Here is a 13186-nt window from a genome sequence, read left to right on the forward strand (position 1 = left end):
TGGTACACATTGTTTCTCATCTTCCCTCTTCCCTGCTCCCTGCTCCCTGCTCCCTACAAAACCAAAACTTTGTACTTAACTGAAGTGCAAACCGCTGTAACTAATAACTAGTCTTTAAATCATCTGCTATTCGAGGCAACTTTACCTATTATTAACTAGTTTTGTCCTAGTGCAATATCTAAGTTTAAGAACCAGTGCAACTAGGCAGATCGAGCTCTCTGCTGTTCTATTTTAGTCAAAACTATGGAAAACCTTATCAACTTAATCAAAGAAAGAATATTTGATTCCGACTTCCAGCTGGGCAACATCCCTGTTTCCACAATACTTATTATGGTGGTCATCCTCTTCCTCACCCACATATGTCGAGGTTTGTTCACTGCCATAATCATTGACAGAATCGAGCGTCTGACTAGCGCTACAGAAAGCACCCTAGACGATGAGTTTATTAAGATTCTTAGAGCACCATTAGGCTGGCTAATTTGGCTGGCTGGACTATGGCTAGTAAATAGTGTTGTGGCAACCCATCTTAGTCCTGAACAGAATCAGAAAATCCCCGAGATTCTCTTTGTCAGCGCTCTGTTCATTGTCACCTATATTCTTTACCGTGCTGCTCCACTACTGGGGGAGCTGCTAGCCGGATTGGCGGCACACACTGAAACTGAACTGGACGATTTGTTCGTCCCCTACTTCCCAAGGCTTTTTCAGACAGCAGCAATCCTGATTGCTGTGATTAAAGCCAGTGAGATTTTGTTGGGGGCATCTGCCGGTGCACTGATCGGTCTAGTCGGTGGCGCAGGTGTTGCCTTAGGTTTGTTATTGAAAGATATTATCTATGACTGGTTTTGTACGGTGATTATCTACGCTGATGGTCTCTATAAACCCGGTGACTGGGTAGGAGTTGACGGCGTAAATGGTTTTGTTCAGATCGTCAGTATTGGTCTGAGAAGTACACAGCTTCGTCTGACTGAGTGGGGTTCTATCAAAAAAGTTCCCAATTCTAAAATGATTGCTGGCGTTGTGGAAAATTGGTCCCAGAAGACTGGCGATACCTTTGAGTGGGGCATAAATTTAACTCTGAAAGTTGATGGGATTTCGGCTGAGCAAACTAGCCGAATTTGTCAGGCTATTGAAGAAAAAATTCCGTCTATCGATGGCTTGCACAAGCAGAAACTATTAGTTTTATTTTCCCACATTGAAGAGAATGCTCGTGTGATTATAGTTAGGGTATTTGTGATTGATCCCAACCTCTACTTTGCTGCCCAGCAAAACTTGAATCTAGCCCTATTACAAATCCTGGAAAAAGAGGAAATTGATCACCTGCATGTTGAGCTGGAAAAGCAACTTCAAGACTACAAACAGCTGAAGCAGAATGGCTCTCCCAGTGTGGCTATGATAATTTAGTGTTCAGCCGTCAGCCGTCAGCCGTCAGCTAAAAGCTCACGCGTGCGCGTTCAGCCGTCAGCCGTCAGCTATCAGCCTTAGCTATGATGGTGACGTACTCCCGACGTTGCCCTAACGGGACAACGCGGGCTTCTTGCCAACACCAGGTACCCCTATCGGGCTTTGCCCGACGCTACGCGAACGGTTACTCGGCAAGCTTTACTCCTGACGGGACGCCCCACCGCCAAATTTAAAATGTTTATTGCCGCATTCACATCACGATCTGCTGTAAAACCACAGTGAGGACAAGAATGGATGCGGTCTTTTAATTCTTTAGGGACTTTTGTTCCACAATTGGAACAGTTTTGGCTGGTATTTCTGGGGTTCACTGCTTTTGCAATCAGTCCAGCATTTAAGGCCGTAGGCCACGCTACGCGAACGGCTTTGACTGACAAAATAGACAGGAACTGCCCCCATCCAGCATCTAAGACAGATTTAGCTAGTTTAGTCTTGGCTAAACCCTTAATGTTGAGTTTCTCATGAGCTACTAGATCGTGGTTGTCTAGTAGATTTTTTGCTGTTTTAAAATGAAAGTCTTTTCGAGTGTCAGCTACTTTTTTGTGAGCTTTTCCTAACTTACTAACAGCTTTTTTCCTATTATTACTTCCTTTCTTTGATCTGCTGACAGTTTTCTGGATTTTCTTTAATCGTTTTTGAGCTTTCCGATAGTATTGGGGGATAGGTACCTCTGAACCATCAGACTTTACCAGGAAAGATTTAAGTCCCATGTCTATCCCGACAGGGTTATCCACCTTGTCTATGGGGATAATTTCCGATACGGTATCATCTTGAATAGACAGCGTGACGTAATAACCGTCAGTTTTCCGGGTAATGGTAGCTGTCTTGATCTTAAATCCTTCTGGAATGGGTCGATGATAAATCATCTTAACTTTCCCAAATTTTGGAAGAGTCAAGATATTCCCATTTATAGGAGTTTTGCCCAAAGAAGGGAAAGTAAACGATCTATATCTATTTTTCCCTTTGAAGCGAGGTCTTCCGCTCTTTCTCCCGTTGACATCCCCTTTAAGAAACCGTTTAAAAGCTAGATCTACTTTTTTGACGCAGTCTTGAAGAACTTGAGACTGCACTGAACTATACCAGGGTCTATCCTTCTTTAATTGAGGTAAAGTCTTTTTCTGGGAAAAGTAGTCAGGGTTATTTCTTAGAGCCGGTAGGTGGCAAACAAGAGGGCAAGAGTTGATAGAACAGCGATTTTGCTCATACCAGTTGAATCTGTCAGCTAGTAGGTAGTTGTATTGACACCTAAGCATGTCAAGCCATTTCTCTACTTCTGCTTCTTGTGACTTGGTTAATCTTAAGCGGTATTGATAAGCTGCCCTCATTATTGCCATCTCCTGTTTTTCGACCTATTATCAAAATAACACTTGTGTTTACAGATGTCAAGGCAAAATGAAAGATAAAAATTTAATGATTAGGCTGACTAGTTTTGAAAAGAAGCAGCTGAAACAGGAAGCTGATCGCAGAGGGATGACCTGTTCTGAGCTGCTTAGAAGCCTGATAGCTCGTTTCCCTGAACCAAAAGAGTCTTAGTTGGCAATTACGTTTCACTTCATTGCCCCGCTATCATCCCGACGCCCACTTTATCAAGTAGGGCGCGGGGCTTCTCGCGGGTTAGCTAATCAAAGGGAGGTAGTAAACAAAGAACTAACAAGCGAGAGTTAGTTCTTTGTTTAACCTTGGAGTTTAACTTTGGAATTAAACGGACATGGGCAGTACTGGATTCGAACCAGTGACGTCCTGCTTGTAAGGCAGGCGCTCTACCGCTGAGCTAACCGCCCGTATGCAATACTTACTTACTATAGCATATTTTTCCAAAGACGACAACAACTATAAAAAATATGTCCTCTGGCTATATACATGATCGCATAACCTTGTGGAGTTTGCCAGTAGTCACGGTTTTGAGCCTGGTAGTAACCCGGAGTAGTGATTTGACCTTGATTGTAGCTGGAGGCTTCCTGTTCGGTGGCTTGATGTTTAGCCCTGATTTAGATCTATACTCTCGACCCTTTAAGCGTTGGGGCTGGTTGCGCTGGATTTGGATCCCTTATCAGAGGATGGTGCCTCACCGTTCTATTTTTTCTCATGGACCAGTGATTGGAACAATTTTGCGACTGCTTTATCTAGCCAATTGGCTCGTCTTGTTTGGGGGTGTGGGATTGCTGGTGTTTCAGCTATTCCAGGATGAACCAGATCGTTGGCTAGAGCTGATTCAAGGGCTGGGCGGTAGGGTGTGGGAATATCGTACCTGGTTGATGGCCTGTGTGGTGGGATTAGAGTTGGGTGCGATCGCGCATTTTGTCAGTGATTGGGGAAGTTCCGCTTATAAGGAGTTTAAAAAAAGGGGGATCACGGGGTTATGGTCTGGCAAGCAAGGGAGGAGCAAGGGCAGGGGTGCCGGTAAGAGTAAACCACAAAGACCCAAAGCACGCAAAGGCAAAAGGTAAGCATATGCGCTACGCGCAGGCTACGCCAACAGCTATCAGCTGTCAGCCGTCAGCTAATCAACGGGAGGTAGTAAACAAGGTGGGGGGTGCTGGTACGGCTGGTTGAAAATCCCTGCTCGCTTTACTGATCCGACCCCGTACAGTTAAAGCGCCTGAAAGCTGATAGCACTTCAAGTAGCATGGGCATAAGCTGATAGCTAATAGCTGATAGCTGATAGCTGATAGCTGATAGCTGAATGCTTACCTAAAATTTGGCATTAGTGGTAGATTTCGTTAAGACTAATTAAGTGGCGTTTCGCTTTTCGGTTTTATGTCTACTTCCCCGGAACAAGCTCAGCCAGTTGATCAGGTTTCGATGTTGGCGGCTTTGCAAGAGTTGATTGATGTAGTAGCCAGATTGCGATCGCCTGAGGGTGGTTGTCCTTGGGATTTGGCTCAGACCCCTCAGTCCCTAATTCCTTATGTGATTGAAGAAGCTTATGAAGTAGTGGATGCGATTCGCAGTAACAATCAAAATGCGATCGCAGAGGAGTTGGGGGATTTGTTATTGCAGGTAGTTCTGCAAGCTCAGATTAGTAGTGAGCAAGGTCAGTTTACCTTGACCGAGGTAGCTCAGGGGATTACTCAAAAACTAATCCGCCGTCATCCCCATGTGTTCGGTGATGTCCAGGTTGATAATGTCGAGGAGGTGCGTCAAAACTGGGAGGACATTAAGGCAGCAGAGAAAGGAGAAACCGTTGCGGATAAGCAATTATTGAGTCATAAACTCAGTCGCTATAGTAAAACCCTTCCCCCCCTAATGGCTGGGATGAAGATATCGAAAAAGGCCGCTAGTGGTGGGTTTGAGTGGGATAATGTTGAGGGAGTTTGGGATAAGTTTCACGAAGAATTGGCTGAGTTTCAACAAGCACTTGAACAGGACGATAAAGCCCACCAGGAAGCAGAATTGGGAGACGTACTGTTTACTCTGATTAATATAGCGCGTTGGTATGACCTTGACCCTTCAGCTGCTTTGCAGGGAACCCAAGCACGCTTTATTGAAAGGTTAGCGCAAGTGGAAGCATTGGCTGAGCGCCCACTGTCTGATTACACCTTAGATGAGTTGGATGCTCTCTGGCAAAAGGCTAAAGCACTGTTAGCTCAGAAGTAGGGTCTCCTTAGAAGAATTCAGCAAAGTTAGTGGGAGTAGAAAGTGGGTATTCAACCGGACTTGATTTAACAGGGGGTATAGCCCCACATCCCCAAGCTCCGGAAAAAGGTTAAAAATATAAACAACAGCCATTACCCTATAGTATAATGTTGGCTCCAGTTCGTCTTATTCCCGGTGCTATACCAGAACTATTTGCTAAAGTTAGCAGCTCTGGAAAAATTACTCTTGCTGATCGATATGGATTGATGGCAGCACTATTGGAGGATTCACTCACCTCCGAAGAGAGAGACTCCATCGACAGATTGCTCCACGCTGTAAATCGGGGCAGGGTGAAGCTTGCTACCTAGTGCTTTGACTATAGGTAGTGGATGAGTCTCCTTGAGAAAAGGATATATAAAACGATAGATAAAAAGAAACCCCCATTGATGTGAGGGGCATGGGGGGCTGGAGAAAACATTGAATCTACTCTATTTCATTAAACAGGAATGTGAGTCGATTTGATAGGCATTCTGGCGGAGATTTATGATTTCCTGGCTTTGCCCTTGATTTAGTCCCTTTCATCGATTGGTGATTGGGCTTCTGGTTTCCCTGTCAGAGGTTTGACTACTTTTGCGATCGCTTCACTGACAAAGGCTTTAATAAACTCATCCCGCTGGTTTAACTGAAACTGCTTCTGGACCACTTCACTCATCCCTCCATCTCCCCAGTCTTGGTCATTGCGGAAGTATTCAATAAAGCTTTTCCCAGCAATTCGGATTAGATAAGCAGCGGTTACCCCCTGAATCGCTTTGCCGACAATATAGGTGGCAAGATTCAACCTTAGTGTAGTGCTAAGGATTTGAATCGCTCCCTTGACAATGCCCAAACTAGCTAAGGTTTTTCCCAAGGATAGGGCTAATTCCCGACCCCTTTCCATATTCAGTTCACAGCCGTAGATTTTGCCAATTTCCACCACCATTTGGGCATTGACTGCTGCAGTTGCTAACAAATCCACCACAGGTAAAGGAGTCAGAGAAATTACACTTGCTCCAATCCACTGGAACCGTTCCACCACCTTATCTGCTTCTCGCCTGCGCTGCTTGTCGAGGATGTGTCGAGCTTCTTGGCCTAACCGTTGGGATTGTAGCAGTATGTTATCAGCAATCAACTCTTCTCCCTCTGCTCTTAATACAGCAGCTAAGCGACGGATTAAGGGCAAAATTTCCGGTTCAGGTTGGCAAAGCTGACCATTTTCTAGGGTAACAGGCTGGGGATTGGCTGCGATCGCAACTACATCTGAACCAGCAATAAAGCTCCTTACTCGGTGGCGCAATCGTGCTAGAATCCTCTCTGAGTCTTGTTCCGTGTACAGGTCAATTTTATTGAAGACCAGAAGCGATCGCTTCCCAATCTCTGCCAACTTTCGGAATGGATCATACTCTGAGTGTCGTAAGTCGTTATCCACCACGAACAACAACAAATCCGCTTCCGTTGCCAAATGTCGTGCCCATTGCTCTCGCTGAGTGCCAACCACGCCAGATTCTAAAATTCCTGGTGTATCAGTAATCAGAATTGGGCGTTCTAATCCCTTCAGCTTTAGTTTGTAGGTTTCCCCAACCTCCGTCGTTCCCATGGGCGCACCGACTTCACCCACCATCCGACCAATCAAAGCATTGACTAGAGAAGTTTTCCCCGCTGAACCAGTACCAAACACTACCACTAACAGTTCCCCACGGGAGAGGATAGCTTCAATTTCCTCAGAGCGACGCAGCATCGCTTGCCGTGACACTTCATCCTGAATCTGTTTGACCTGTTGCCTTACTGCTTTAAGGGTTTCTTCTGCTGCTTCAGTTTTTACCTCCGGGGCTTTAGGTTCCAGACGACCCTTACCTGGACGTTTCCGGGATTTACCAAATAACCCCATGGTGTAGATTAAAGCCCATATTAGTAGCCCTAGCAAGGTAATCACCAACAGCAGCAGTAAATTAGCCAGTACCGGAGCAGTAAAGGAAATTTGGATATATAGTTGGTATATACCATTAATCAACCAAAGCATTAGCCCCAGAATAATAATGAGGCCAATAATTAGGGTTAGTAGACGTGGCAGGGGCATGGAAGATAGGATAGGTTTTAATTATTAATCTTAGAAGATCCGGCAAGAATTCCCCCATCTCCAGCAACCCGAGACGCTGTCTAAGACTTGTAATAAGAGTGGATGGAGGTAACAGCGAAAGAGACTCGAAGCCGCAACTAACTCCAAGGGTCTAGTTGAGGGGAGTTCACGTTAACTAGTCAGCCATAAGTTATAGTAGGGAACTATAATCAATCAGTCATTCATGATTGATTTTGGAAAGAACTGTTTAAAACTGACTGTTTAAATCCGTTAAAAAACAATGAACTTATTCAATAGTATTCTCAGTGCCATTAATAGTCCTACACAAGAAGCTAGCTCTAGTCAGCTAGGGGATATTCTGGACACGGTACAGCAGTTGAGTGGTAACCATCACACCAATCCCTCAGCGGTGCAATCTGCCACCTCAATTGTAGGTAAGTATGTGCGTTCAGCGCTGCAACAAAAGCGCAGAAATGAAGGAGATGAGCAGGTACAAGCACTAGTTAATCAATTTGGTGGCATTGGTGCTAGTTCTCAAGTGGTCAATATGCTCTTTAGTGCGCCTCAGATTCAGGAGCTTGTTGGAGAAATTACTAGCAAGACAGGTATTAATGCTGGTATCATTCAAGCCATGCTACCCACCCTGGTACCCGTAGTGTTGAATTTCCTCAAGACTGGCACCAATATTGAGAATCCCCTTGGTTCTAATTCTGTACTCAGTGGCTTTCTAGATGCTGATGGGGATGGGGATGTGGATATTTATGATGCCATGCAGCTGGCATCACGGCACTTAGGACGTTAATCAAAAGTGCGATTCGTTGGCCTAGGAAGAAGCACGAGTTGCTGGAATCAGTAACTTAACCAGTTTTGACAGCTGGGGTTTATCAAAGGCTTGGATCAGTACCTTGGCGGCGGCTTTTGGTTCTAGCACAATCGTAATTTCCTTACCCTTAGTGGTTCGGTTTGGCCGAGTAGATCCTACAGCTGCTAGTTTTTGCAGTGCTGAACTCGGAGCGATCGCAGCCGCTGCCTTTCGCAACTCCTCTAGATTACCCTGTGCTGCTTGCAACTGGTCACTAGCTTCTTTGAGTTCTTTGATCACTAATGGTGCTAACTGGATATAGGAGTTTTGAGGATTTGCGATCGCTTTATGGCAAACTCCCACTAATTTATGCCAACTACCAATCCCAGCCCCCAGTTGAGCCAGACGCTTACAAAGCTTTTGAAGTTGTTGGCGATTGGTTGGTGTGGAAGATTGTTTAAACAGCTCTAGCATATCTTTAAGCAGGCTAATCACCTTCGGCCCAAAGTCTGGGGGAAATTTCCCTTTTGCTGAAGAAGAAGCTTTGCTAGTCGAAACTTGATCAGAACGAATCGCTTTTTCAGCAGCAGAGCTAGAAGCCATTGCCGCTGGTAATTGACTCTCACCACTGACCAAAGTTTTGAGATAATTCTGTAATTGTTCAAAGCCTGGCTGAGCTGCTTTTAGAATTTTTTCTGCTTCACTTTGCTCAAACCCAAACGGTCCTTCCAACAGATCAATCAAAGCTTTGAGGGTATCATAACTCTTTAAAAACAGAGTCTCCAGCTGTTGATCAACCTTAATCTTATTCTCTTGAAGTACTTTGAAAGAATCCTCTAAACGATGGGCAGTCTTTTGAATACTTGTATATCCCAACATCGCCGCCCCGCCTTTAACAGAATGAGCAGCGCGAAACAATTCATTAACCGTCTCTGGTTCATTGACCACTGAGCCCAGATTTAACAGTCCCTGTTCAATGGTTTCCAGGTGTTCTTTCGCTTCTTCAATGAAATAGCCTAAAATCCTTTGCTGATTCCCAGCTTCCACGGCAATTTTTCCTTATCAGAACGGCTAATCACAACAGATTGATGATAATCATCAGAGCAACATTCGATCTGGTGAACGCAGTTTTAAAATCAGTAGACCATAGCGTTGGTTACAGCAACAGCTTATTCTGAGCTTACCTCCAAATCAGCTATTGGGCTATCAATTGTGAAAACTGCTCTTAGATCTTGAGTTGGATCTCTATTGTGGCATCCCACACCAAGTCAGCAAAGACTTTACGCCAGCTTAAAAGCACAAGGAATAGCTAGGGTTAGCTTGAAGCCGACACTTACCTGTTCGGGTAAGCTTCATATTTTATCACCAATCGATTGCAGGCACCGATAAGAATAGCTTATCTCCGGATAAAACTTCCTAATTTAACATAATCATTTACATACAAAAAGTATTCTTAACATTATGTTACATTAAAATTAACACTATGTCATGTTGGCGCAGCTGCCAGCTATGGATACCCCAAATGGATACTATTGAGCTTCTAGAGCGTTATTCAGCAGGTGAGAGGGATTTCCGTGGAGTAGATCTCCAGCAAATCAACCTGAGTGAAGTCAATCTGACTGGAGTAATTTTCAGACGAGTCAACCTAGCTGACGCCAACCTGAGTCTCGCGGTTTTACAGGAAGTCAACCTTAATCAGGCAAATCTGACTGGAGCGAAACTGTGGCGAACCAATTTGAAAAAAACCTCTCTAGTGCAGGCTAACTTGAGTCAGGCATTTATGATTCGGGCGAATCTGACTAGAGTAAACCTGCGCCAAGCTATTCTAACCCGAGCCGATTTAAGATTAACCGTTCTTCAGGATACCGATTTGCGAGGAGCCAATTTAACCAGGGCAGACCTACGCTACGCTGACTTAAGAGGGGCTAACTTGACTGGTGCTTGTCTGCACCAGGCAGACTTGACTAGAGCAAATTTGTGTGATGCTGACCTTTCTCAAGCAAACTTGAGTGGAGCAATTTTGAGTCAGGTAGACTTGAGACGGGTTAGTCTGTGTGATGTAGATTTGGGTCAGGCTGAGCTTTCTGGGGCAACGGTACCAGATCAACTCAGTAGTGAATATTCAAACTTCCAAAAGCTAACAGCTAACAACTAATAAATAATCCCTTGATCAAAAGGGTTGGTTTGATCAAAAGGGTTTGTTTGATCAAAAGGGTTTGTTGAGGTAAAACTATCCCCCTCATGGGTGGAGTGGGACTAATTAGGGAGGGATTTCTAGGTGAATAATCCGAATTCGTTACTGGGAGATTTACGGCAAGAGTTACCAGATCTGCGCTGCCAAATGTACTTCAAATCTTCCTTGACAGCTCTTTCTCATGCCATGGAAGACCTCGTGCTAGCAGTGGATGACTCTCCCTTGGTGATTGCCAATTTCCAGCATGAAAAGTTTTATCGTCAGGAAGTCCACCGCTATCAGCGAATTGCCCAACGTACAAACCAAGTTTATGTGCTGGCGGCACCAGAATCCGAGTCTGGCTTTGCTGTGGTTGAACAATCCTTAGAAATTATCCCCTTAGACCCAAATGATGGTCTTGCCCAAGAGTGGCACCTGGTGATTTTGGCGCAGAAGTATACAGCTTGCCTAATTTGTCGAGAACAACTGACACCAGCAATTTCGATCGATCAGGCGCGCAGGTTTGAGGGATTTTGGTCCTTTGACCCCCGGGTTACTATTCATGCTGCTCGACTGTTACTGGGACGGATTGCTAGTTATCGACCAGAACTAGCCCCAAAAGTGGAGCAGGTATGGCAGCACTATGGTTTGACCACAGAGCTCCCAGAGAAAACATTGTTGCTGACGAGTGCAGGGATTGATATTAGTATTTTTGCTCAGCGGCTGGTAACTTATCTGCAAGCTAGTCAATATAAGCTCCTGAAAGCTTATCGAGTCCTGACCACCAAAGAAGGCAAGGAGCGTCTGATTAATGCCATCACCGCCACCATCCGTCGCTCCCTCAATCCCCAAGATGTTCTAGCAGCGACAGTAAAGGAGTTAGGAAACACCTTTAATTCTTGCCGTTGCCTGCTTTACCGCTGTAGTCCTAGTGACCAGCAAGCAAAAATTGAGTATGAATCGGTTGCTTCTGGTTTACCGTCCCTCAATGGACAGATGTGGTCGTTAGCAGATAATCCTCTAATTCAAGTCGCTCTAGCTCAGGAACGAGCCATTGCCATTGCTGATGTTACTGGAGCTCCCAACTTACACAATAACCCAGCTCTGAGGACAACTATTGAGCGTTGGCAGATTCGATCTTGGTTACTGGTACCAATACACTATCAAGGAACACTGCTGGGGATGCTCGAACTTCACCATGGCGGTTCGGAAGCCTATAGATGGCTCGAAGACGAGATTGATTTAGTAGAAGCGATCGCAACTCAAGCTGGGGTAGCGTTGAATCAAGCCCAAGCTTATACTGACTTAACTCAACTCCATAACCAACTAGAAGCCCTAGAACGAACCCGCAATAATCTGATTGCTATCGTTGGTCATGAATTACGAACTCCCTTATCAACTATTCGAGTTTGCCTAGAAAGTTTAGAGAGTGAACCAGAAATGCCAACGGAGTTTCGGCAAACTATGCTTGATACGGCGTTAACCGATGCCGAGCGCATGCGTAAACTGATTCAAGATTTCCTCACTCTGTCTAAGTTAGAAAGTGGTCAGACATCCCGTTACCCTGAATCCATCCAGATTATCGAAGTCCTAGACTTGGCTCTTTCTGCTCTGAGATCAATTTGGTCACCAGATACACTACCAGAAATCAACGTTAAACTACCCTCTGTGTTACCTACAGTCCTAGCAGATGGTGAAGGATTGGTAGAAGTCTTAACCAAACTCCTAGATAATGCCTGTAAGTTTACTGAGCCAGGGGGTAAAATCACTATCCAAGCCCAAATTAATGAAACTCAACCTGATTCGGTGGGATTGATAACCAAGAATCGCCACCGTAATCCTATGCTAGAAGTAATTGTAGCGGATACAGGTAGGGGTATTGAACCCAGTCAGCTAGACGCAATATTTGAAAGTTTTTATCAAGAGGAAGATTCACTCCGACGCACTGTTGGTGGCACAGGTCTTGGTCTAGCTATCTGTCGTCAGATTATTAAAGGTATGGGTGGAAAAATTTGGGCTAAGTCTGAGGGGAAAAATCAAGGTAGTCAATTCCACTTTACCATTCCATTGGAATCATCCCAAACCTTGTTGACTGTTGACTATTGATCTTTAATCTTAAACCTACCCTACACCGAACGCCAAAGGCCAACAACCTTCAACCTTCAACCTTTAAAATTTAACATTTAACTTTCAACCTTCAACCTTAAACTCTTAATCCTAATTTCTCCAATAACCGAGCAACCTTTTTTAAATCTTTATCACCTGGTGTTCGCTCTACACCGCTGGATAAATCAATCCCACTGGGTTGCACCAACGTTAGGGCATCTAAGACATTATCCGGTGTCAAGCCACCAGCTAGTAACCAAGGGATACTGGGACGAAATTTTTGTAGCCTTTGCCAGTCTAAGGTTTTACCAGTGCCGCCCAACATTTTTCGATGGTAAGCATCTAGCAATAGTGTATCTACACAACTTAAATAACTATCTGCCTGATTTAAACATTCTGGAGTTCTTATCCTTAAGGCTTTAATAATTTCAATCTCTGGTAAAGCTTGGCGCAGCTTTTGGCAAAATTCTGGGGATTCATTACTATGCAGCTGAACGGCATTTATCCCTGAATCAGCGACAATTTGAGTGATTTCTTCCGTAGAGGTATTAGCAAACACACCAATGCGGTCAACTGATACGGACAAGTGGTTGACCACGACTTGAATTTGCTGGGGTGTAACGTAACGAGGAGAGCCTGGTACACAAATAAAGCCTAATGCTGTTGCTCCCAATTTTGCGATCGCATTTCCTTGCTCCGGTTTCGTAATGCCACAAATTTTTACACGCATTGTTACTTGTTACTTGTCCCTTGTTACTCGTTAATTTTAATGGCTCTCCTAGACTGATTATACTAAATTAGTAGTTTAAATTAGCTTAACCCCTTAAATAACAAGGGATTCAATCAACTCAAAATACAGTTTTATTAAAATTGCATTTTTAAATTACTCAAAACCTTACTTAGTAAAGGCTATGGGGATTATTTTATACTAATTTATCATAGCCACCCTAGGAGAGCC

10 protein-coding genes, 1 tRNA gene and 1 pseudogene are annotated in these 13186 nt (G+C 44.4%); 7 read left to right on the forward strand and 5 right to left on the reverse strand.

Annotated elements, in window-relative coordinates:
- The first annotated feature begins 243 nt into the window (after positions 1 to 243).
- Positions 244 to 1401, forward strand: a complete 1158-nt coding sequence (locus tag F6J94_RS19850; RefSeq protein ID WP_293043587.1) for a mechanosensitive ion channel domain-containing protein — start codon at positions 244 to 246, stop codon at positions 1399 to 1401.
- 111 nt (positions 1402 to 1512) lie between these two features.
- On the opposite strand, the pseudogene F6J94_RS19855 reads toward F6J94_RS19850, so the two are convergent.
- Together F6J94_RS19855 and F6J94_RS19860 are read right to left on the reverse strand one after the other, a co-directional pair.
- A pseudogene (locus F6J94_RS19855) lies at positions 1513 to 2783 on the reverse strand (RNA-guided endonuclease InsQ/TnpB family protein).
- Positions 2784 to 3167: 384 nt separating this feature from the next.
- Positions 3168 to 3239: transfer RNA gene (locus tag F6J94_RS19860), tRNA-Val, on the reverse strand.
- Positions 3240 to 3299: 60 nt separating this feature from the next.
- Between F6J94_RS19860 and F6J94_RS19865 the strand changes: the two genes are divergently transcribed.
- From F6J94_RS19865 to F6J94_RS19875, 3 genes are all read left to right on the forward strand, one after another.
- Entirely contained in the window at positions 3300 to 3905 is a 606-nt protein-coding gene (locus F6J94_RS19865; protein WP_293043591.1) for a metal-binding protein, read from the forward strand.
- A 310-nt stretch (positions 3906 to 4215) separates the two neighbouring features.
- Positions 4216 to 5055 (forward strand): nucleoside triphosphate pyrophosphohydrolase, encoded by an 840-nt coding sequence (mazG, locus tag F6J94_RS19870; protein WP_293018416.1) that lies wholly within the window; start codon positions 4216 to 4218, stop codon positions 5053 to 5055.
- Positions 5056 to 5201: 146 nt separating this feature from the next.
- Positions 5202 to 5402: a hypothetical protein gene (locus F6J94_RS19875; protein WP_075898656.1), complete on the forward strand. Its 201-nt coding sequence runs from the start codon at positions 5202 to 5204 to the stop codon at positions 5400 to 5402.
- A 200-nt stretch (positions 5403 to 5602) separates the two neighbouring features.
- Here the strand turns inward: F6J94_RS19875 and F6J94_RS19880 are convergent, their stop codons facing one another.
- Positions 5603 to 7147, reverse strand: coding sequence for a YcjF family protein (locus F6J94_RS19880; RefSeq protein WP_293043593.1), 1545 nt, complete (start codon positions 7145 to 7147; stop codon positions 5603 to 5605).
- Positions 7148 to 7427: 280 nt separating this feature from the next.
- On the opposite strand from F6J94_RS19880, the gene F6J94_RS19885 reads away from it, so the two are divergent.
- Complete coding sequence (locus F6J94_RS19885; RefSeq protein ID WP_293043595.1) at positions 7428 to 7949, forward strand: hypothetical protein; 522 nt, start codon at positions 7428 to 7430, stop codon at positions 7947 to 7949.
- A 21-nt stretch (positions 7950 to 7970) separates the two neighbouring features.
- Here F6J94_RS19885 and F6J94_RS19890 read toward each other — a convergent pair whose 3' ends face one another.
- A complete protein-coding gene (locus F6J94_RS19890; RefSeq protein WP_293043597.1) occupies positions 7971 to 8996 on the reverse strand; it encodes an Hpt domain-containing protein in 1026 nt (341 codons plus the stop codon).
- Between the two features lie 475 nt (positions 8997 to 9471).
- Between F6J94_RS19890 and F6J94_RS19895 the strand changes: the two genes are divergently transcribed.
- Positions 9472 to 10104: a pentapeptide repeat-containing protein gene (locus F6J94_RS19895; RefSeq protein WP_293043599.1), complete on the forward strand. Its 633-nt coding sequence runs from the start codon at positions 9472 to 9474 to the stop codon at positions 10102 to 10104.
- A 123-nt stretch (positions 10105 to 10227) separates the two neighbouring features.
- Positions 10228 to 12228 carry a DICT sensory domain-containing protein gene (locus tag F6J94_RS19900; RefSeq protein WP_293043601.1) on the forward strand — a complete coding sequence of 667 codons (2001 nt, stop codon included), beginning with the start codon at positions 10228 to 10230 and terminating at the stop codon, positions 12226 to 12228.
- A gap of 97 nt (positions 12229 to 12325) precedes the next feature.
- Here the strand turns inward: F6J94_RS19900 and F6J94_RS19905 are convergent, their stop codons facing one another.
- Positions 12326 to 12958 (reverse strand): phosphoribosylanthranilate isomerase, encoded by a 633-nt coding sequence (locus tag F6J94_RS19905; protein ID WP_293043603.1) that lies wholly within the window; start codon positions 12956 to 12958, stop codon positions 12326 to 12328.
- Between the last annotated feature and the right edge of the window lie 228 nt (positions 12959 to 13186).

Origin of the sequence: Moorena sp. SIO1F2 (assembly GCF_010672755.1) — a bacterium.
Lineage (GTDB): Bacteria > Cyanobacteriota > Cyanobacteriia > Cyanobacteriales > Coleofasciculaceae > Moorena.